The organism is Vibrio sp. SSH13-20, from assembly GCF_040104475.1.
Lineage (GTDB): Bacteria > Pseudomonadota > Gammaproteobacteria > Enterobacterales > Vibrionaceae > Vibrio > Vibrio harveyi.
The window spans coordinates 83186-102753 of the sequence record NZ_JBECOU010000003.1; the positions used below are offsets into that span (position 1 = coordinate 83186).

Below are 19568 nucleotides of genomic sequence, written 5' to 3' on the forward strand. Positions count from 1 at the left end.
TCGCCATATATCACTTTTGGTCAGAAGTTTTTAGGGCGGCTTTTATCAGTTAGCGCTCGCCGCTTTCATTTGCATGCTAGTGAGAGAAAATTGATGCTGAATCTAGAAATAACCAACCACTGAAAACAAAAAAAGCCCAGCATCGCTGAGCTTTCAAGTTTCAAAGATAGGCGTTATGAGAGTACCTGTTGGCGCTCGCTGAACTGCTTGGTAATCGCTTGTTTGAGCGCTTGCAACTGTCCGTCGATACTGGCATCAATGATGCCGACTTCCGTTTCCAAGATACATCCGCCATTTTTGAGTCGCGCATCGGCGATCACTTCAACATAACCAACTTCAGGGAAGTCACTGAGTATTGAAGAAACCTTTTCTCGAACCTCAGTCACTTGCTCTGGATGCACATGCAAGATCACTTGTTTTTGGTTGCTAACCAGTTGAAGCGCTTCTCTTACGACACTTGCAGTTGTATCCACATCATCAAAGCTGCTGATGATCTTTCTGACTGCATCCAGTACTACACCTGTCATTTTCTGTTCAACCTGCAAGTAGTATTCATTACATCTTGCTAGCGTCGCCATCATGGTTTCCGCGTTCTCGATCTTCGCTTGATCGATACCATCTTGATAACCACGTTGTCTTTCTAACTCATAGGCTTCGTCGGCTTTAGCAACAATGCTCTCGGCTTTGGAATGTGCTGCTTCAACCAAATGTTGCGAATCTAAGTAACTCACATAATCTTTTGCTTTGAGAATTTTTAGACCCGGAGCCAACTGTAAGTTGTCGGTTTTTATTTCAACAAATGAAACCATTGAGGAATTACCTGTTTTGCGATTTTCTTTATAAGTCGATAAGCAAGGTCTCGATGCGTTTCATCCAACCAATCGGCATTGAGTGTGGTTTGAGTGAGTGAACGTTCGAGTTTGAACTGCCATCTTTGCACGAGCTCAGAGGGCGATTTTGCCAATAGGAATCTTATCCATAGATAGCCGAGCTCACGGGCAGTCTTTTCAAAGCTGGCTTCATCTAAAGTCGGCGGCAACGATTTTTGCCAACCGCTTGGCCAGTTTGAAATCATCATTGGTCCATGCTGAATAAGAAAGCGGGTTTCATCGACACCAAAAACATGATTGAGACACTGTTTAGGCTGTTTCAATACGACTTGGCGCATCGATTCGCAATACATTGCTCCGCCAATCATCAACAACAATCTGTTGGTCGCTTCGGCTGGCAACAGTGCCAAACTGTTAAATGGATGATTAAAGACATGGTCAGTAATCGACGATAGCTGCCACTCTTCAATGCACCACTGATTGATTGTCGCTTGCTCCCTCCAGCCTTGGAGTTGTAACAACCAAGGCTGTTTTTCGCTTACCCAGCTCTCATCAATATAGCTGCAAGGACAATAGTTAAACTGATGCTGAATCTGAGAAACCGGCGTATCAGAATTAACCACGTTTTGCATTCCTGCGGCACCATGCAAACGTCGCCGCGTTAGAACCAATGACGAGTAGCACTAAGAATACGAGGATTGCAATCAAATGGCTTGCCGTGTCTTTGGTTACTTGAATCGACAAAATACTTTCAAATTGGTTGCCCTGAGCCGTCACTCGAACTTCTGAAGATGGCACCATAACCACGCTAATACGATCATAATTCAGCCCTTCGATACTGTTGTTCACCAACAGCTTGATTTGAGGGACGTATGAATCCAGAGCGACATCCGCTGCGTGTTTGATAAACACAGATGCCGATGCTGGCGTCGGACGCTCACCTGGACGAAGGTTTTGATCTTCAAGTACAACGTGAACGCGAGCCACTAGCACACCATCAATTTGTGACAAGGTTGAAGACAGCTCTTGCGATTTCGCGTAGATAAGTCTCGCTCTTTCAGCAAGCGGAGACGAGATCAGGTCGTCTTTCGGGAACACTTCTTTCAGGGTTGAAAATTGCTCTCTCGGATAACCTTTACGTTTCAGTGCATCAACCGCAAACGCAATCTGGGCGTTGTCGACCATCAATTTAACGGTGTTGTCTTTATCTGGCTCTTTCGTTGCCACTACGCCCTCAGAAAGCAGAATAGACAGCATTTCATTGCCTTCTTTCTGGCTTACTCCAGTGTATAGCTCCGTCTGACAACCGACTAAAAATAAAACGAGTAACATGCACGCGGCACGCATTGTCTTCATCATGACTATTGGGCCTTCAACAGTGTTTCTACGTTCTGTGTCGTTTTACCTACCGTCTTAGCAATCAGCTCTTCTTGAAAGGTAATTCGAGTCAACGCCCACTGCATCTGCAAAAGTTGAGCGGGATCGTCACCGACCATTTTCATGCTGTCGGTTAAACTGGTTTTTGCATTGTCGATGGTATTTTTCAGTTCGCTAATGTTTTCTAACAAGCCACCTTCTAAACCGTGGTTTCCCTCCGGCGCTAGCATCGCTTGCTCGAAACGCTCACTAAGCCCCTCTTCAGCTTGTGCGTCTTGCACTTGCTCGAGGTTGGTTTGCATTACTTCTGTGTACTGCGTATTGATCATATCCGTTCCTATGAGAGGTCTAGTTTGTGGCTGTAAGTCAACATGTTCTTGACCATGGCATTCTTTTGTATAACAAAGCTCAGCTCTTTTCGGACCATGTCCAACACTGGGGCTTGATCGGGGATGTCTTTCAACTCTGCCCAACTGTGCCAAAGCGCTTGTTCTTTTTGCGCGCCAAGCGGGAAATGCTCAGAAAGCAACGCTTTCAACTCTTGGCGGTCTTTAGGGGGCTCCGCTAATAAGCGCCCCGAAAAACTGCCCAACAACTCTTGCTCTAATGATGCCAACAATTCTGGTGACGCTTTATCGGTGCCCTTTGCACTTCTCTCCTGACTAAAGGCGTACCATAACGCTTCTTTCTTCTCGCTAGGCGAGGAAAACGCACCTTCAAGCGTACTGTTGAGCGTAGTAGCACTGAAATTTCCAGTACGTTTTAGCGTCTCGTACCATTCCTTTATCGCCGTTGTTTTGGCTTCGGCTTGTGTGACGCTGTCCGTGCTCTTTTGCGTCGATGATGTGCTCTTATCTGATGAGCTATCACTCATTAAACGGCTCATCTTGTTCGCATCATGTGCATCAACTCTAGAAGGTTGCTGCACATGACCGAGCGTGTAGTTGAATGCGTTGTTTTCAACCTTCATTAAAGGTTCCTGATGTCCTTAGAGAAACTCATGGCAAAGGCTTGGTTTTCTTCACTGCCTTTTGATGCCATATCTAGCCAAGACTCCGCTTTGCTTGATAGCCCAGCTTTTCCTGCTGCTAACGCTGCCAGACTGATTAAGTCTGGGTACGTCATACAAAGCGGTTCAAGTAGACGATGAGCGTCTTCGTACAAGCCACGATTCATCAAACTCATTGAACGAATCATAGCGACGACTTCTTCTGCACCACCTTGTGACTCAAGGCATTCCGCGATGGTATTTGCCTCTTCATGACGATGCAGACCGGTTGCCATCAACGCTGTTTCAGCCAGCAGCAAACGCATGTCTTTATCCATAACTTACACCTTCTGCAGAATCGACTGCATCACGTCTTTGATTGCACGAGTTGTGGTCGCGTTGATGTTGTAAACCACAGACCATTTGTTGATTGTGTGCTGCAGCTCTGCAAGCTTCGACGGATCGTCTGCGTTCGTTTCTAGGTTTTTGATTGCCGTGTTTACGTCTTCGTTCGCTTTTTGAGCTTGTGCTTCTAGTTTCGCCTTAACGTCGTCGAGATAAACACTTTTACTCGAATCATAAAATGACATAGGTATCGCCTCTTTTTATTTATTGTCTTTGAAAGTTTCAATTACAGTTAAGGCTGCTTGATACGCCTCATGCTGTTTGAGTAGCAATTGATATTCTTGTGGTGAACAACCAAGATCGAGCTGACGCTTTACTGCTGACTGCGCTTGCTTGAACTTGAGGATGATCGCCTCTTTTTCTTGCTGTCCTGAATCGCCTTGTAATAACTGCTCAAGATTTGTCATTGGTATTTTCACCTTCGTACCCTAGATCAATAGTGATCACTCGCCCGCCTTTTACGAGTTCAATCCCTGCAGGAGTAACGCTAGAAATGCGATATCCTTGAGGAGTGCGGGCACCTACCATGTAACGAACATTGTCTGTGAGGATGACGTAAGGGACTCGACCAAAGTTCACGCTACGAAACGGAAAATCGATGTTGGTTCCTTTGCTTACCTTAGGAATGGACTTCAAAACCAAATAAGGTTTCTCGCCATACTGCTCACGGAAATCTCTCGTTACGCCATAAAATCGAGTGGTCTCAATGTCATCAAGCTCACCACGAACTTCGATGCGGTCACCGCTAGTCACAAGCTGAACTTTTTTCAAGAGCTCCGCTTTTTCTAACAGTTCTTTAAGCGTATCCATGTACGCACCCGCTCTTTGTAGCTCGACCTTCCAAGCAACAAGTCCAGGGACATCGCGTTCTAATATCTGCTCAACTTGGCTCCAACGACTTGCGTCATCGATATAGCCCGTTAGCAGCAGCGTGCCTGTCTCATCACCATTTTCGACTTTGACTTGGTGATAACCGAGGTTGCGCAAGATAAAGCGCACACCACGGCGTATCTCTTCCATCGTTCTCAGGTCACTTTTGTAGTTGATACCTAAGGCATCAATCCGACCCAGTAGTTGGAGTTTCTGTGTTCTGTCTTCGACGTAACCTTCAAGTACCGCCTGTCGAGCACTTGCGTTCCATTCAACACGAACATCGTCAAGTTTGAGCTCGCTAAGAATGTTGCGCACCAAGACAATCGGTTCTGCTGCGGTAATGGCGTCTTTGTCACTGGCACGAATTTGACTGTACCAAACGCCTGCAAATATCACGCTTGGAATCAAGCTACACATCAATCCAATGAGCAGTGTTCTCTTCCAACCTGACGATGGTTTATGGCTGACGGGGGCAGCTTGCTTGTCTGATGCATCGCTTGCCACATCGATAACCAAATCGTCTTCTAGATAACCGACTGCAAAGGTTAAACGACCCACAGAGACCAGCGCGTTTCGCGCCAGCTCAATGCCACCAGCATCCACGGTGACACTCTCATTGTTGATGGAGACCTCTTCACAATCGCGCAATAAAACTGTTTCGCCATCGCAAACCAAAACAAGGTGACTTGCTTTGATGCCAGAGTCGGTTAACACCAAATCTGCAGTAAAATCATCACTACCTAATACCAATGAATCATTGGGTAAGGTGACTTCCACTCCGGAATGGACACCGGAGAGGATACGAATTTTCCATTGCTGCATTGAGGCTACTGCTCCTCTAATGGTCGAACGCAATGATTCTCTGAGCCATTACACTCTTTAATTTGTACTCGCCATCCTTTTTGTCCCGTAGGAAGCTCGCATTCTGCTAGCAACGATGACTTTCCTTGTGACAACAAATCTTGCTGGTAACGCTCGGCTTGCACTTGAGTCGTACAGCTGTACAAGGCAAGCGCTGATTTAAGGTCTGCACTGTTGTTTGAAATGTTGTTTAACGTGCCAATCTTTGGTCTTAAATCATATTCATTGCCGATGAGAACGTTGTCGCCAATACCATCCACAACGATTCTTGGCTCGATAATGAACATACGTACCGTTCTTCTTGTGGTGTTTTCCGTACTTCTAAACAAAGCACCAAGGTATGGAATGTCTCCTAGCAAAGGGACTTTTCGCAGCTTGTTGCTGATTTCGTCACGGTATACACCACCGATGAGCAGGCTTTGTCCCTGTTTCACTGTCGCCAGTGTGCTGATTTCTGTCTTGCGAATTGAAGGCACACCGTCGATGTCACCATCAGAGATTTGCGCACCATCTTCTAAGTGCAGACTCAGGTTGATTTCTGGTCTTTCCACAAATCGATCGCCGACGATACGAGGCACGATTTTCAATAACGTACCGTACGTCACTTGCTCTAATGCTGCCGTCTCTTTACCGATCAACTTGACGTAAAAGGTGCTGCTGTTATTGAGTACGGCTTCCACGTTTTCTTGTGTTAGCAAGGTTGGTCTTGAAACTACCTGCGCGCTGCCTCTAGATTCAAGCAAACGGATTTGAGCCAATAGGTAATTCAAGTTCGTTGCGTCAAGCAAAGACTTAAAGGTTTGTCCGCTGCCAAGCTCGACATCGCCATCACCGACGTCACCCGTTGTTTTGAGATCCAGAATGCTGTTGTTACCAACCGCAACACCAGCTCGCCAGTCAACACCAAGCTGACTCAAATCGTTCGCGCTGATATCAACAATTGAAAGCGCCACTTCGATTCTTGACTGCGGCTGATCCAACTGAGCAATCAACTTACGATACAACGGCAATCGAGCTTGCGTATCGCGCACAATGATCGCGTTTAACCCTGGTTCAGCTTCCACCGATGCGCCGCTATGGACAGAAGCTTTTTTAGTCACTGTCGCAGACTTACTCGCTCCTGCTTCTTCGCTCTCATTCGCCACCTTAACTTGAGTTTGAACACCGGATAGAACTCGGCTCAATACCGAAGCAATACCTGGTACCGTCACCCCTTGGTCACGATAAGTGATCTCTCTATCCGTCGCAGAGGCGTACTTCAACGGAATAATGTCAACAAACAATTCATCCGTAGAGTTGGATTTTTGTACCAGTCGGCTTTCCAGCGCTTCTGCTGTTTGGACAACTAGATCGACGTACCTCGGAGGACCAGCCAAGTAAACCAGACCTTTATTTTCTGCTGCGCGCCAACCGTAACGAGAATCCCAGATCCCGGTTGAAATCAGCGTGCTACGCAGTTCACGAGCCGTTAGCAATTCTAGCTGTAGCAATCGCGAACGAGTTTCCGTCGCTTTGTATACATGAAGTACCGCGCCATCGAAGTACCACATCAAGTTGTAAACTTGCGCCAAATAGTCGAGAAACTCGGCTGGGTCTTCTGGTGTAAATCGACCACTGACACGGTCATTTACTTTATCGCTCACCGATACAGAAACGCGGTAGTTTGCGCCAAAGTTGTTCAGTAATTCTTTTAGCGAATCATTGTCCGCGTAGTAACGAAACGGTTGATCAGACCAATTAAGCTCAGAAGCATGAGAAGGAAGTGCCATCATCAAGCTTGAAGCACACACCGCTGATAACACGAGTCTGCGCATTTGTGTCTTTAAAACTGCAAGCATTATGGAATCCAAACACTGTGGCTAACGGTATGATTAACACGCTGGTGCTCGAGCAAATCGCTGAACTGCTCCACCAAATTCACGTGTTGAGAAAGTTGCGTACAAAGCGCTTCTGTCGTTGCGCTTTCCATATTCATTTTGCCTTGCACAATCAACTGCGCTTTGTCGTTCACCGTTAACGTGCTGCGCGTATCTCGCAACGTTTTCAAAGAGAGCTGCATACAGTGCTTTAGCGCCTGTTCTTTCTGATAATCAAGGTGCTGTTCAAACTGAAATGGGAGAACGGTTTCCCACAAGACCCATGATGATTGCTGCCGAATGTTAAGCAGCATCTGGTCGACTTCGATGTCATAGGAACCATTATTTGAGGCAATAAAATCCCCAACCCCTAGCGTTGCCGCTAGAGATTTCATCATTTGATCTAACATATTTAGCCCTATTTAAATCTGGCTGAGATGGTTACAAGCTTGACCGCACTGGTTGCTCTGAATGTCAAAGTAGTAATGATCCACGCTGCCAACGGTTTGCATGTCTTGAAACCATTGCCAAATTTTCGCGACGGCATTTAGGTCGCTGTATACAAGATCACACGCATCCCAAACATCGTTTAGCTCAGGCGCTTGTACTCGCGCTTCGCTACACCATATTTTCCATTCAGAGATAAACTTATCCGACGTTCTGCTGTACTCAGATAAGCCCTTGAGTTTTTCTAGAGTTGGTTTCCACTCTTCAACCAATGCTCGATGAGATTCAACCACTTGGTTTTGCTGCTCATTGAGAACACTTAGCTGCTCATGCAATTCACTCTGCTGGCTCTTAATCAGTTCCAGTTGTTGCTCTGCAAAAATCGCACTGCTCTCTTCTCCAGACAATCTCAACCAATACTCTTTCTGAATACTCAGTTGATTGATTAACTGTTCAAGCTTGATGGAATCATGCAACACCGTCTGATCCGTCTGCTGATTAACCCACTCATTTAGAGTCAAGTACATCGAAAGGATCAGCGTTTTAGGTGACGCTAGATTGAAGCGGTAACCTAATCGGTGATTAATGTAATCCAGTCTTTGTTCAAAAGTGCTCAACGCACGATTGTCACTGAGTTGCCCACCCACCTCTAAAAAGAGGCGCATAGCAAATCGATCTAGAGACGTACCAAGCTTTTGATATGTCTTAATCAGCTGACTAGCACATAAACAATCGACGACATTGCGATCAAGCAAGCGCTGGAGTAAAGACAATTGGTCGTAACTCAGAACGCCTTCACTGAGTAGCTGTCGGTGATTGACATTAACAACATTGGGCTCTTGCGATGATTGGGATAAACCTTCGTATCGTGCGCCTCGCTGTAATACAGTGACCTTCCTTTGCGTCACAATGTTGTTAGGAAAAAGCGAACGGCGTCGCCAATGCTGCTTTTTCATTTGTGTTCTTCTCCGCATCTACTTCGAACAATCCAGAAGGAAGTAGAGGTAATAGTTTTGTTCGTTGTTACGCTGAGCATAATAGAGTTTACGTCAGTTAATGCCTTTCAAAATTAGTCAGAAAATTTTAGTCGTCAGACATTTCATTTAGCAATTGCTACTTGTTCATCTCCAGAACGAACCTTACTTGGTGTCGTTCCGAAGCGGCGGCGATAACTTTGTGTAAAGTAAGATTGGCTTGAGAACCCCGCTTCCATCGCAACGTCGACGATGCTCATTTTGCTTGTGAGCAATAGCTTGTGAGCATGCAATAAACGACGTTCACTGATCCACGCTCTAGGAGAAATACCATAATATTCATTAAAGAGCTCTTTAAACGTAGTCAAACTCGCACCAAATTCTTGGGCGTAGTCGGTCAGTTTCCACTCTTTAAGGTAATGAAGCTCCATAAAGCGACGCAGTCGATCTGAGGTTCGGTTTGTCAGTTGTGATAACAACGCGTAGAGGTGTTCACCTTGGTCCCCATGCAACAATAAGATGAGCATTTCCTCATACTTTAAGCGCATAATAGCATCAGGAAAAGACTGCTCTTCTAGCGTCTTCATTCCTGATAGTGTCTGTTCTATCAATAAATTGAGAGTAAAAGGGAATAATCCAGACTGAACATTCTCAACCTTTGGCAACGACATCAAAAGATCACTATGCTTTTGCAATAGTTGACTCACCAGTTCATTGTCAAACTCGATAACAGAAGCCGTATATTGACCATCTATCGGTGTGTATTCTAGTAAGTAATCCCCTTGAGATAGATAAATTCCACAACCAGCAACAACGTCTAGCGTGCAATCCCCTGTTTGGACTCTCAGTTGACCATTGTGAACGACAACAATGTGAGATTGACTAGAATGAAATACTTCATCGTGTTTTTCATAGCAGCAAGCACTATGGATTTTTCGCAAGCGCGAGTCGACCCTTTCTGTGTTTAGTTGGCCTAACACATCCATTTTCTACCCTTCATAATTTTAATTTCTCTAATCCCCATCAGAGAAACTGTCAAAGTCCCGCAGTGCGAAGACAAACGCAGGACAATTTCAATTAAAGAAGCAAAGAAAAGAGCATAGAAGCGCATAACACTCCCATACCCCCCGAATAATAACGAATAGCTCAAGCGCTACCTTTGGTAGCAAAATAATCTTGGCAAAGAAACCTTCCCGATATTGTTATGTATTGTTTTCGGGAATTAATAAGCTTTTGCTAAAGTTCAACTTATAACTAGTGATACTAAAGCAGCAAAAACTCTTTTTATATTAGAATAAATGAAAGTACTAATGTTAAAGTCCACTTCATTTATATTGATATTTCTAACAACTTTGAGCTGTTTATTTTTAAACCATTCTACCTAGCCAACGTATCCAAGGCGGTGGATATAACCATAAAAATTATGATGGGCGCAACCGATATTCATATAAAGACAAACTGACCCGATGACCTAAGTTGATTGATTAATAGAGACCTAGGTCTGGAGATATTACTTTCAATTGTCTTAATTTTTTTAAATAATAAAGACAAATGAAAACGATTACTTTTTTAGTAATTCTTATAAGCTTCTAGCTTTAAGTCCTTATGTACACTGCCTTGCGTAAAAATATACTGCTCTTCTTTTTTTGCGATAATTTCACCTTGAGAACGCAATATAGCGCGCACTTTCATTTCGCCATTTCCAGCTTGTATTGGAGCAATAACAACCGAGTACTGAACAGGTAACTGAACCCCTTGATAGTCTTGCTGTACAACTGTAAAGCATTGACTATCTGAAACCTGACATACTTCGACGTTTACAGAAGTACTCACTGGAGCGACGTAATCATCAAACGTTATCCAACCAAATAGCGTTCCTTGAATATGATTAGAAAACCCATCTGATACCGTATTTGTGGTAGCACAAGCGCTGAGAAGCAATGTACTTAGTATCGGAATATACGTATTACATTTCATTATGGATTCTATTTGACTGAATATGTTTTAAATAAAAATGAGCAGGCGCAATTTTGGTACACAAATATATAAAAGATCAACTATTATTTTATACACCATTCGGACAATATAGATTCTCAAAAGTAAGACTCATTATTATTTGATAAGGAATTTTTATTGCCTTTATTTTATAGTTGATACTGCTTCCAAATAAATGCTCAAACTTTCTGCAAAGGTAAGTGGTACAACACTTGAGACATAAGCAACATAGTTGATAAGTTTTTATTATCCGCATAGAAAAAACGCTTATATAAAAAATTCCAACCAATATTGATAAACATCAGTTTTAACTTTCCATAATTTCGATGATAAAATTCTAAAAAGGACTGCTTCTATGTCAGCGCGCCAAATCGTAGATGAGGTTTTGCTTAAGTTTGCTCATCAAATAGGTTTGCCTGAATTACATTTGACTGAAGACGAACTGGGTTTAGCTTTTGACGATAACTTAAGAGTGCATTTCATTTTCCACCCAGATACAGAAACGCTTCAACTAGAAGCAGAGATTGTCGACCTACAAATTGTTAATTCTGATCTTTATCGTTCTTTTTTGGCATTCAACTATCATTGGTCTGAGCATCAACTGTTTTTTAGCCTAGATAATCACAGGCACAAGCTTTGTTTAAACAGGTTGCTTCAAACCGAGCAGCTCGACTATGAGTTGTTTGAGAGTGCACTTGCTGAACTGCTCACACAGAGCGAATCTTGGGAGTCATTGTTGTCTGCCCATATCGCAATGGAAGTTTCACCATCTATGCTTCAGAGCTCGGACTTAAGAGTTTAGGTACCCTATGTCCAATGACATCCAACCAACACCAAAGAACTTGTCTATCGACCGGTTAGAACATACCGAGCAAACAGCCTCTGTAAAGCAAGGCTCGTTTCTAGGTCGAACCGTTGTGCAGATAAGCCCTAAAGAGCGAGAGGTGAACCGAGCTAACTCCAAGCTAGAGTTAAGTGAGTCTCTGTCGATGCTTGCAAACGTCGATATTTGCAACTCAATCTTAAGCTTCGAGAAAGATTCCAATGCGGTACAAGCTTTGTTAAATAGAAAGGTTCAAGTGCTCAGTCAACCTCAATAAGACCGACTTTAAACAAGCACTCGCTTCGCCAAAAACGAAAAGCCCCGAACTCTCGGGGCTTTTGTTGTTTCTAAACTGCAGATACAAAAAAAGACGTCCTAGGACGTCTTTTTTCAAGAATGTGGCGGTGAGTGAGAGATTCGAACTCTCGATACGTTGCCGTATACACACTTTCCAGGCGTGCTCCTTCAGCCACTCGGACAACTCACCGAATCAAATTGTGGTTAGCATCATTGGCTAACGAGGCGCTAATTTAATGATTATGTTCCTGATGGTCAAGGCTAAACACGAAAAAAAGTGCCCTTTTGCGTTTGTTTGCTCACTATCTAGCTAAATTGCGCAAAACTGGGGCAATTAGGCTTCTTGATAGTAACCTGGTACTCGGAACCAACGGCGACACTGATCTAAGAAGTAACCGTAAAGGACACCCATGCCACATGACACAACTGCATTACTTGCTACTGCCGTGATGATTTGGTCAGTTGACGCGCCTACTGCCAGCAAAATGCCCGCATAGACTGGAGATTGGAACAATACGTACGCCACCAAGTCAGACACGTTCTTCATAAACGAAGAGGGTGATAGTTTGTTACCTTGGCGTAATACCCAATCACGGAACATACCGTAAGGCCATGCAATCGCGATGTTTACTGGGATAGACAATGTGCGTGATGCTAAAGACTGCTCAAACGTCATACCCGAAATCAAGATCTCGATAATCATCCCTGTAATAAAACAAAAAACCACCATAGCAAAAGTATCCGCTGCGGCATTGCGAATACAAAATGGTCCACGAGACTTCATTTACAACCTCTAAAATCAAATACCAATAAAAACAACATCTATAAAATCATTTACTGCATTTAAAACCACATAGCAGTTAATGGCACTATTAAATCACATAATTTTCAGTTTATGATTCCGTTTTAAAATATGAGTTGTAAATTAATAACTAACTTTCAAAGCAAAAGTAGCATCTTTCACCAAAATCAGTAAAAAGCCCCATAAAACACTTCAAAATGGAGTTTTAAAACGTAATTTATTTACTTTTAAGCCAGTTAGCTCGCGAAAAAACACAGAAAACTAGAGAAATATCTGGCAAATGAATTTCAAAAAGATCGTCTTATGCTATTGGATCAAGCAAATTCAGAGTAAACACGAAGTTTATAGAATGGGAAGTGAAGATGGAGGTTATACCCAAGTAACATCGAGATGCTAGGTTCAGCAAGGATGACTTAGTTTGTAGGCGCAGCGGCGATTTAAAGATCTAGTTACTCTAAATCGAGAAATGACAACGCTCTGAGTCCTGCATCTTGAAATCACTTGGGTATAAGTAATGTAGGAAGTACCCTACACTACTTAGTGAATGCACGGAGTTAGTGTTCTGCTAACAGTACCGTCAGTTGGTCGATGTCCTCTTGCTCAGGGGTAAGCGCTTTACTCAAATAGTCTTCGATGCGTTGGATAACTTTATTCAGTTCATCAGAGACATTTGGTTTGGCACTTTCGAAAATGTGAGAAAGTGTCGTCATTGCTTGTTCCAAGTTGCCATCATCTAATGCCATATAGAAGTTCAGCAACAATGCCTCGGCGTTTTGAGGTTTAGGTTGTTCTCCGCTTTGCTTGTCTTGGTATTGATAAAGTATCGACGCATGACGATACAAAGCATCATCGAGTTCTGATTCAACAATCGGTTTGGCGATGATATGGTTTGCTCCGACATCTAACATACGCTCCTGCGTTTCTTTGAAGACGTCTGCAGTACAGCCGAAGATCAAAACCGAGCGAGCTGGTGCATCCATAGAGCGAATAACAGCAATCGCCCCTACGCCATCAAGTACTGGCATGTGGTTATCCATCAACACCAAATCAAATTCATGCTTCGACACCTGCTCTACTGCTTGCTGCCCATTCTCGACACAAACGCAGACAAACCCTTTAGAGCGCAAGAAGGTCTCTATAATGATGGTGTTCGTACGGTTGTCTTCCACGATAAGCGCACGTAAGCCTTGGCAATCAAGTTTATGTGTATTAGATGCTTCTAACACCCCAGCCTCACAAGGGTTGAGCTCAAGTTCGACAATAAACTTGGTGCCAATACACTCTTGGCTTTGAACAGTAATACTCCCGCCCATATGCTCTGAAATCTGCTTCACTATCGCCAATCCAAGACCCGTGCCGCCATATCGACGTGTCGTCGACGATTCTGCTTGCTCGAATGGTCGGAAAATGCGTTTCTGCGCATCAGGGCTGATACCAATCCCAGTGTCTTTCACACTAATGGTTAGTTTGGTTATGCCATCTTTCACATGCTCAGTCAGTTCGACTTCAACAAAGCCACGATCCGTGAACTTCACTGCGTTATTGAGGAGGTTAAATAACACCTGGCGCAGGCGTGCTTTGTCATTGTTGTACCAACGTCCAAATGGAACATTAGAAATAACTCTAAATTGCAGCCCCTTTTCGGCACATAAAGTGTGATACACACTGTTGATACTGCCGAGAATCGATTCGATTGGGAAAGGCGTGTTGTCGAGCTCAATGTGTCCTTGCTCAATTTTCGAGTAATCGAGAATTTCATTCAGTAGCGTCATCATGTGATCGCCAGAATCATACAAGGTATTTAAGTGCTTTCTTTGTTCGTCAGTTAGATGAGTTTTCAGCAGTATTTGTGCGGTTCCCAACACCCCATTCATCGGCGTTCGGATTTCATGAGACAAGGTTGCTAAGAAGGCTGTTTTTGCGTTTGTAGATGCCTGCGCCTTAACCCGTTCACGCTCAAGGTAAACCGTCTTCTCATTGAATTTGGTGATTAAGTGCCCGATTTCATCTTCACTCTCATAGGCGATATCAATAATGCCACCCGTTTTGGAGTCATCCACTTTCTTAGCAATTCGAACAATCGGTTCTACAATATATCGGTTTAATAGGTAGTAACCCACCAACACGCAGAGCAGTAGAAATGGGATAACACCAGTCTCAACACTCATTACTTGATTAAAGACTTGATCCGATACTTTGACCTTGGCATTCACCACATCCATGCGCCAATTAAAGCCACCAAACCCGAGCTGGCTGATGTATATGTTCTTAGTAAGCTGAAAGTTGTGCTCAATCACAACTTGGTCATCGGCATCGCGAATCACAACACCTAATGAGTATTGATTTGTATGTTCACGAATGAACTGGAATAACGCTTCCAAAGACAAGTCTACGGTTGCCACTCCGGCAAAAACACCCTCTTTGTAGTAAGGCGCTGAAGCCGTGATCATCTGAACTTGCGTGAAGGTATCGATATACACGCCAGACCAACTCACTGCCCCTGCAGGTTTGTTTGCAACAGACTGGTACCAAGGTTCGTTGTCGTAACCACCAGACTCTGGATTATTGTAGGAATGGATTTGATCCAAGCTGCCGTTGTCATTCTTATTGAAGAATAAGCTTGTATATTGCCAACGTTCATCTTCCAATGTTGGTTTTGGCCATAATCCGCCACTGACGATGATGTCGTCGCTCACCGCGAGTAACTGGGGAATCGTATCTTGAAGTGAAATACTTGGTGTTGGCGTCTGCCCTAACCCTACAAGGCTATTGAGCAAACCAACGGAACTGGTTAGCGGTCCTTCAATCTGTGAGGCGAGCAATTGAGTTCGCAAATCCAAATTACGCTCAAGCTTTTCACGAACTGGAGGCTCAACAACGAGGTAAACAACAGAACCAATGGTCGCGATGAAGAAACACAAATAAAGTGTCAGGGCGAGAATGCTTTTGTTTCTGAGTGACGAACGAATTTCCATAGATGTAGACGAATCATTCCCTAATATCGATTTATCACTGATTGATTGGTAAGATTAGCCAACCAACCAGCCCATTAACAAATGGTATTCTATTTTGAAACTACAAGACATCCTTTCTCTTCCAGAACTTGATGGAAAACTACTAAACCTAGCGAAAACTCAAGGCTTTGTTACGTCTATGGCATGTGCGCCAAACGTGTTGAATCCTCAAGAGTGGCTACCATTCCTATGGGGCGGTGAAGAAACAGCACCTTTCTCTGATGGTGAGCAACTAGAACAGTACATCGATGAGATCATTCAAATGTGGAACCAAACACGCCCAGCGCTTCTGGAAGGTGCATGGCTGTGGCCTGAAGGATGCGAGCTGGATGATCAAGATATCGTATCTGCAAACACGCGTGATTTCTGTGAGGGTGTACTTCAAGGCTGGCAATTGTCTCGTGACGATTGGGAAACGTTGATGCCTGATGACAGCGAAGACAGTGCATTGCTTGGTGGCGTACTGCTTTCTCTAACTATGCTTTACGATCCAGAAACGACAATCGCGACACTTGCAGAGCAAGGTATGGAAGGTCTAGAGCAGTTTGAAGAGATCTTCAACGCAATGCCGATGATGCTTTGCGGACTGACTCAACGTGGCGTAATGCTAGCTGAGCAAGAATAAACTCACCACCCTGTGAGATACATAAGACAGAATGAAAAAGCTCCCCAATCCGGAGAGCTTTTTTGATCAATCTAGAATGACATGGGGGATATATCGCGCCATATCTTGGGTAACTAAACTGCTGTCTTCTCGAATGGAGATCCCGGCTGCTTTATCATTCACTAACCAACTGCCAATCAACGTATGGCTTGAGCCAAACTTAGGTAGCGGATGATATTGTTGAATGATGTTTTGGCTCGATTCATACGGACCCGGTGTTTTCACCAATCGCTGACCATTTTTGACAATCTCAATGTTGGCACCTTCGCGAGAAAACAGAGGTTTAATGACATAGTCTTTTAAGCTAGCCGCTTTTGGATCATTGGCAAAATACGCGGGCAAAAGATTCGGATGATTTGGAAACCTCTCCCAAAGCAAGGGTAACAACGCTTTATTAGACAGAATCGATTTCCACATCGGCTCTAACCAATTCACACTCGCAGTTGCCAAGTACTGGCTGTATTCCTCTTCGAACATGAACTCCCAAGGGTAAAGTTTGAACATCCAGCGAATCGCTCTGCCATCGACATCCACAAATTGCCCATCTTGCGTCACGCCAATATCTTCGACAAAAACAAAGGCGGTTGCTAACCCAGCTTCTCGCGCACAGTCTTCGAGGTATTGCACCGTGCCTTTATCTTCTTCGGTGTATTTGCAACAACTAAAATGCAGCGTTTGACCCGGTTGCAATTTGGCAATATCGGCAAATCGTTCAATCAGAAAGTCTTGCAGAATATTAAACTGATCCGCACTTTGGTGAATGCGACCTTTATTGACAACATCCTCTAACCACACCCACTGCCAAAAGCCAGTCTCAAACAATGACGTTGGTGTGTCTGCGTTGTTTTCTAATAACTTTGCAGGAGAGGAGCCGTTGTAAGCAAAGTCCATCCTCGAATAAAGAGAAGGCTCTCTTCGTTGCCAAGAGGAAGCGACTTGTGACCACATTGCTTCGGGAATCGCACACTGTGTCAGTAACTGCTCACTTCGCACAACCTGCTCGACGATTTCAAGACACATTTGATGAAGCTCTTCCGTTGGGTCTTCAATGTCTTTCTCTATCTGTTCAAGGGTAAATTGATAGTAAGCACTCTCATCCCAATACGGTTGGTCGTACATAGAATGGAAGCCAAAACCAAACTGGCGTGCCAATTCACGCCAGTTTTCTCTTTCTTGTATTTCTCGTCGAAACATTTCAGTTAACCGCCGCGGCTGACTGACACAGCTTTACCAAAGCCACCGCGAGACATCGCACGACCAATCGTACCGCCACCGCGCTTATTTAGGTTACTGGTAGCGACCTTAGTGGATTGATTGCGATAAGAGCCGTAAAACTGCCCTGCACCGTTGTAATACTTCGATTTATAACGATACATCGGCTCTGAATAATAACTTTTGTTGTAACCCTTAAGCCCACTCACCGCGCGACTGAAGAAGTAACCACCAACAAATGGGACATATGAGTGATGACGAGAACTGTAGTAACAATCATCCTCGTAAAAGTCATTTTCGCACTCATATTTGTTGTTGTAACGCGGCGCATTTTCTTCTGCACGCGCCATTGCTTCTTGGTAGGCGATGTCACACTGCTCACTGAATTCAGGCGCGGCAGATTTACACTCGTCAGCATCGACGTAGATATAGCCTTCCGTTTCTGATTCTTGAGTTGCGAGGAAAAAAATCCCACCAAAAGCAACGAATGGAATGATTCGTCCGACTTTAAAACTCTTGTCCATTGAGGAACGTTTTACATTGGAACTGCGTTTCATCGTTCCTCCTAGTAGGTCATGCAAGCTGCGTTAAGCACACCGACAGACACAGAGACAGCCGCTAAAACAATGCCTGCTGGTACTTCATCATTCTCAATACGCTCCGATACTTTCGGCAGCAGAATAAAACGCACAATACCAAACGCAATGATCTGTGCCAGCATCGCTACAACGCCCCATACCATGAAATCCACAATATTGACTGAGTTAGTCGCAGCGCCGGCAATAGCCAGACAGTAACCAAGAAAAGCACCACTTAACGCAACTGCCGCAGCGGTATTTTTCTCTTCCTTGATCAGATGCCATTCGTCATAAGGTGTCAATCTGACGTAGACGAACTTAAACGCCAGCACGAAAACGATCGAAACAGAAAAGTAGAGAAGAAAATTGGGAAAACCTGCCAACAGGTCGGCAATCATATGCATTATTTGTCCTTGTTCATGTCTGTCCAAGCGAAGTCATCAATTCGCTCGTCGGCAATGTAAAACAGCTTAGTGCTTGGTGGCACTTGAGCATTTAAATCTGGGTTGAGTTCAATCCCGTCACCAAGATCGAACGCGATCAACGTAGCTTGATGATGCTTCTTGATAAATCCGAAGATCTTTTCCACGCTGGTTGTCGGTTGATCTTGAGGGTAAATCACTGAGTACTGTGTCATACCCCGAGTTGAAGCAAGTAGCTCCTGATGAAGTGCGCTCGAACCCGGATCTACTGCCGCTTTCGCAAGCATCTCCGCGCCAACAGCTGGAATGCATTCCGCTTTTGGACAGTGCTCACTCAACAGTCGACCTAGCGCTTCATCTTTAAAATAAGCCAGCAAGTGTGCATCAGGATTCACTGAGGCACAATACAATGCGGCAGAGAGAGTAATATCATCGCTAAGATTATCGACAATAATACAGTTAGCATCGGTGATGTTGGCGTTTTTCATCTCTTGCGCGTCGGTGTAACTGTTCACCTTGATAAAACCAATTTCACCTGGTAATGGGTTTTCAATGTCTGAACGACTGCATAACACAATTGGGCGTTTGCCCTCTTCTTCATGCTGCAACATGCGGATAAGGTGCATGGTTCGTGCGCCATTCCAACCCAATAATACGATATGGTTATCCACTCTTACTCTCCGTTTACCCAGTATGCCTGCTCGCCAATAGTCAATTGCGCCACCAGCCACTCGCCCCAACATGGCAGCAAATAAACTCAAACCACCAGGGATAATAAACAAAACCACAACCCACTTACCCATATCACTTGAGGGTGATAAGTCACCATAGCCAACCGTTGAAGCAGTCACCATGAGGTAGTAAATAAAGTTAGAGAAGTTTTCGGTCAGTGCATGCTCTCCTGCAAGAGCCAACAATAACCACGAGATGGCAATGTATGCGCCACTAATGACGAGAAGGTTTCGGTTGCTTAATTTGAAAAGATGGGTGCTTAGCCACTTTTTCAGTACTAGCCATACAGCCATAAGTTTCCGATTCCTTTCTGATTGCTATAACTAAATACTAACCTATTGATTGTAAGAAATAAAAAAACCAGCCACATTCGGCTGGTTTTTGAGATTTATATTAACAAACTACAGTCTAAGTAGAC

The 19568-nt window shown here is 44.1% G+C and carries 23 protein-coding genes and 1 tRNA gene; 3 read left to right on the forward strand and 21 right to left on the reverse strand.

The genetic code is table 11. From position 1 onward, the window contains the following. Window positions 1-173: 173 nt before the first annotated feature. The 14 genes from ABMY42_RS09135 to ABMY42_RS09200 all read right to left on the reverse strand — a co-directional run bounded on the left by ABMY42_RS09135 (window position 174) and on the right by ABMY42_RS09200 (window position 10588). Window positions 174-809, reverse strand: a complete 636-nt coding sequence (locus ABMY42_RS09135) for an HrpE/YscL family type III secretion apparatus protein (RefSeq protein ID WP_017819085.1) — start codon at window positions 807-809, stop codon at window positions 174-176. Next, window positions 788-1453: a SctK family type III secretion system sorting platform protein VscK gene (gene vscK, locus ABMY42_RS09140; protein WP_349266240.1), complete on the reverse strand. Its 666-nt coding sequence runs from the start codon at window positions 1451-1453 to the stop codon at window positions 788-790. The genes ABMY42_RS09135 and vscK overlap by 22 nt, the downstream gene beginning before the upstream one ends. After that, on the reverse strand, window positions 1446-2189 hold the full coding sequence (gene sctJ / locus ABMY42_RS09145) for a type III secretion inner membrane ring lipoprotein SctJ (RefSeq protein WP_005441767.1): 744 nt from the start codon (window positions 2187-2189) through the stop codon (window positions 1446-1448). The genes vscK and sctJ overlap by 8 nt, the downstream gene beginning before the upstream one ends. 2 nt (window positions 2190-2191) lie before the next feature. Next, on the reverse strand, window positions 2192-2536 hold the full coding sequence (gene sctI / locus ABMY42_RS09150; protein ID WP_005450269.1) for a type III secretion system inner rod subunit SctI: 345 nt from the start codon (window positions 2534-2536) through the stop codon (window positions 2192-2194). An 8-nt stretch (window positions 2537-2544) separates the two neighbouring features. Next, the gene (locus ABMY42_RS09155; protein WP_009698264.1) at window positions 2545-3177 is read right to left on the reverse strand and encodes a YopR family T3SS polymerization control protein; all 633 of its coding nucleotides are present in this window, start codon (window positions 3175-3177) and stop codon (window positions 2545-2547) included. After that, window positions 3177-3533 (reverse strand): YscG family type III secretion system chaperone, encoded by a 357-nt coding sequence (locus tag ABMY42_RS09160; protein WP_005441753.1) that lies wholly within the window; start codon window positions 3531-3533, stop codon window positions 3177-3179. The genes ABMY42_RS09155 and ABMY42_RS09160 overlap by 1 nt, the downstream gene beginning before the upstream one ends. Before the next feature lie 3 nt (window positions 3534-3536). Beyond that, the gene (sctF, locus tag ABMY42_RS09165) at window positions 3537-3785 is read right to left on the reverse strand and encodes a type III secretion system needle filament subunit SctF (RefSeq protein WP_009698265.1); all 249 of its coding nucleotides are present in this window, start codon (window positions 3783-3785) and stop codon (window positions 3537-3539) included. Between the two features lie 15 nt (window positions 3786-3800). Continuing rightward, window positions 3801-4007, reverse strand: a complete 207-nt coding sequence (locus ABMY42_RS09170) for an EscE/YscE/SsaE family type III secretion system needle protein co-chaperone (protein ID WP_005450274.1) — start codon at window positions 4005-4007, stop codon at window positions 3801-3803. After that, window positions 3994-5295, reverse strand: coding sequence for a type III secretion system inner membrane ring subunit SctD (sctD, locus tag ABMY42_RS09175; RefSeq protein ID WP_349266241.1), 1302 nt, complete (start codon window positions 5293-5295; stop codon window positions 3994-3996). The genes ABMY42_RS09170 and sctD overlap by 14 nt, the downstream gene beginning before the upstream one ends. Before the next feature lie 5 nt (window positions 5296-5300). Continuing rightward, complete coding sequence (sctC, locus tag ABMY42_RS09180; RefSeq protein ID WP_009698266.1) at window positions 5301-7172, reverse strand: type III secretion system outer membrane ring subunit SctC; 1872 nt, start codon at window positions 7170-7172, stop codon at window positions 5301-5303. Further along, window positions 7172-7600, reverse strand: coding sequence for a YscB family type III secretion system chaperone (locus ABMY42_RS09185; RefSeq protein ID WP_017188269.1), 429 nt, complete (start codon window positions 7598-7600; stop codon window positions 7172-7174). The genes sctC and ABMY42_RS09185 overlap by 1 nt, the downstream gene beginning before the upstream one ends. A gap of 12 nt (window positions 7601-7612) precedes the next feature. Beyond that, entirely contained in the window at window positions 7613-8593 is a 981-nt protein-coding gene (locus ABMY42_RS09190; protein ID WP_005450278.1) for a T3SS regulon anti-activator ExsD domain-containing protein, read from the reverse strand. 143 nt (window positions 8594-8736) lie between these two features. Beyond that, window positions 8737-9597 (reverse strand): AraC family transcriptional regulator, encoded by an 861-nt coding sequence (locus ABMY42_RS09195; RefSeq protein ID WP_005450279.1) that lies wholly within the window; start codon window positions 9595-9597, stop codon window positions 8737-8739. 583 nt (window positions 9598-10180) lie between these two features. Continuing rightward, window positions 10181-10588, reverse strand: a complete 408-nt coding sequence (locus ABMY42_RS09200; RefSeq protein ID WP_274876744.1) for a YscW family type III secretion system pilotin — start codon at window positions 10586-10588, stop codon at window positions 10181-10183. Window positions 10589-10961: 373 nt separating this feature from the next. Between ABMY42_RS09200 and ABMY42_RS09205 the strand changes: the two genes are divergently transcribed. Both ABMY42_RS09205 and exsE2 read left to right on the forward strand, forming a co-directional pair. Further along, complete coding sequence (locus ABMY42_RS09205) at window positions 10962-11408, forward strand: type III secretion system chaperone (RefSeq protein ID WP_005450282.1); 447 nt, start codon at window positions 10962-10964, stop codon at window positions 11406-11408. A 7-nt stretch (window positions 11409-11415) separates the two neighbouring features. Beyond that, a complete protein-coding gene (gene exsE2 / locus ABMY42_RS09210) occupies window positions 11416-11706 on the forward strand; it encodes a T3SS regulon translocated regulator ExsE2 (RefSeq protein ID WP_005450284.1) in 291 nt (96 codons plus the stop codon). 122 nt (window positions 11707-11828) lie between these two features. Here the strand turns inward: exsE2 and ABMY42_RS09215 are convergent. The 3 genes from ABMY42_RS09215 to ABMY42_RS09225 all read right to left on the reverse strand — a co-directional run bounded on the left by ABMY42_RS09215 (window position 11829) and on the right by ABMY42_RS09225 (window position 15503). After that, window positions 11829-11916, reverse strand: a tRNA-Ser gene (locus ABMY42_RS09215). Window positions 11917-12060: 144 nt separating this feature from the next. Further along, window positions 12061-12510: an L-alanine exporter AlaE gene (locus ABMY42_RS09220; protein ID WP_005441741.1), complete on the reverse strand. Its 450-nt coding sequence runs from the start codon at window positions 12508-12510 to the stop codon at window positions 12061-12063. 572 nt (window positions 12511-13082) lie between these two features. After that, on the reverse strand, window positions 13083-15503 hold the full coding sequence (locus ABMY42_RS09225; protein WP_349266242.1) for an ATP-binding protein: 2421 nt from the start codon (window positions 15501-15503) through the stop codon (window positions 13083-13085). 94 nt (window positions 15504-15597) lie between these two features. Between ABMY42_RS09225 and ABMY42_RS09230 the strand changes: the two genes are divergently transcribed. Beyond that, a complete protein-coding gene (locus ABMY42_RS09230) occupies window positions 15598-16167 on the forward strand; it encodes a YecA family protein (RefSeq protein WP_009698271.1) in 570 nt (189 codons plus the stop codon). A gap of 66 nt (window positions 16168-16233) precedes the next feature. Here ABMY42_RS09230 and ABMY42_RS09235 read toward each other — a convergent pair whose 3' ends face one another. From ABMY42_RS09235 to ABMY42_RS09250, 4 genes are read right to left on the reverse strand one after another with little or no spacing between them, the layout of a single operon-like run. Beyond that, a complete protein-coding gene (locus ABMY42_RS09235; RefSeq protein ID WP_349266243.1) occupies window positions 16234-17400 on the reverse strand; it encodes a glutathionylspermidine synthase family protein in 1167 nt (388 codons plus the stop codon). Window positions 17401-17405: 5 nt separating this feature from the next. Next, entirely contained in the window at window positions 17406-17975 is a 570-nt protein-coding gene (locus ABMY42_RS09240) for a DUF1190 domain-containing protein (RefSeq protein ID WP_005450289.1), read from the reverse strand. A gap of 8 nt (window positions 17976-17983) precedes the next feature. Beyond that, on the reverse strand, window positions 17984-18400 hold the full coding sequence (locus tag ABMY42_RS09245; protein ID WP_005450290.1) for a DUF350 domain-containing protein: 417 nt from the start codon (window positions 18398-18400) through the stop codon (window positions 17984-17986). After that, a complete protein-coding gene (locus ABMY42_RS09250; RefSeq protein WP_349266244.1) occupies window positions 18400-19443 on the reverse strand; it encodes an ion channel in 1044 nt (347 codons plus the stop codon). The genes ABMY42_RS09245 and ABMY42_RS09250 overlap by 1 nt, the downstream gene beginning before the upstream one ends. Window positions 19444-19568 lie beyond the last annotated feature (125 nt).